2 protein-coding genes are annotated in these 1,065 nt (G+C 58.8%); both read left to right on the forward strand.

Features of this window, described 5'->3' with window-relative positions; translation table 11 throughout:
* On the forward strand, positions 1-712 hold a 712-nt coding region (locus HF327_RS21810; RefSeq protein ID WP_198462438.1), incomplete at its 5' end, for a phage BR0599 family protein.
* A 9-nt stretch (positions 713-721) separates the two neighbouring features.
* Complete coding sequence (locus tag HF327_RS21815; RefSeq protein ID WP_198462439.1) at positions 722-940, forward strand: hypothetical protein; 219 nt, start codon at positions 722-724, stop codon at positions 938-940.
* Positions 941-1,065 lie beyond the last annotated feature (125 nt).

The following is a 1,065-nucleotide window of genomic DNA, read 5'->3' on the forward strand; positions in this document are numbered from 1 at the left end:
CGACCGCAAGCTTCAGTTTGACGGCCACGAATGGCTGCCGCTGCCGATCAGTGATGACGGCATCCGCATGACGGGTGAAGCATCTGCCGACACCTTGCGCGTGACGCTTCCTGCGGCCGAGCCAGTAGCCCAGCTGTTTCGCAGTACGCCCCCCAGTGAAGAGATCTTCCTGACCGTGCGCGACTATGACGCGACTGCGGTCGATGCTGAGGTCTGCTGGGTGGGCAGCGTCAGCAGCGTGGTGTTTCCCAAGCAAGGTGAGGCTGAGCTTGTCTGCGACTCCCTCTCGGCATCCATGCAGCGCGACGGCCTGCGCTTGCGCTATGAGCGCTCTTGCCCGCACAGCGTCTATGACGGCAGCTGCGGCGTTGACAAGGCCTTGCATGCCTTCGTGGTACATGTCACGCAACTGACGGGCACCCATATCTGGTTTGACTCAGCAGACATAGCGGACATCAGTGTCTTTAGCTATGGCGCAGCCGAGTGGCAGGTAGACGGCACTACGGAGATGCGCGGCATTGAAGTGGCCAGCGGTTCCCAGGTGGAGCTGATTGGCGGCACATACAGCCTGGCCATCGGTGACACCGTCACGCTGTACCCAGGCTGCGACGGCCTGCGAAGCACCTGCAATGACCGTTTTAACAATCTTTTGAACCATGGCGGCTTCCCCCACATGCCGGGCGAATCCATCTATGGCAAGCGTCTTTGGTGAGGTTTTGACATGTGGATGATTCAGCTCGCAATTTTTGTTGCATCGGTTGCAATTTCCCTCGCAAACCGGCCAAAAACAGTTGCTCCCAAGGCTTCAGCACTGGAGGACTTCAATTTCCCGCAAGGCACTGAAGGCACGGCCCAGATTGAAGTGTTTGGCACCTGCTGGGTGGACAACTGGATGGTGCTGGGCGCGGGAAACTTCCGCACGTCACCCATCAGAAAGTGATGCCAGCCATGCATGAAACAGAGCTGCGCATCTGGCCTCGGCACCTCTATAGCGTGCCTTATTTAGGAAGGGCCGGATTCTGTGCCAATGGGTCTCGCCAGTGGTTTGCGGCCCATGGACTGTCG

It is taken from the genome of Comamonas suwonensis, from assembly GCF_012844455.2.
In the GTDB taxonomy this organism is placed as follows: domain Bacteria; phylum Pseudomonadota; class Gammaproteobacteria; order Burkholderiales; family Burkholderiaceae_C; genus Comamonas; species Comamonas suwonensis.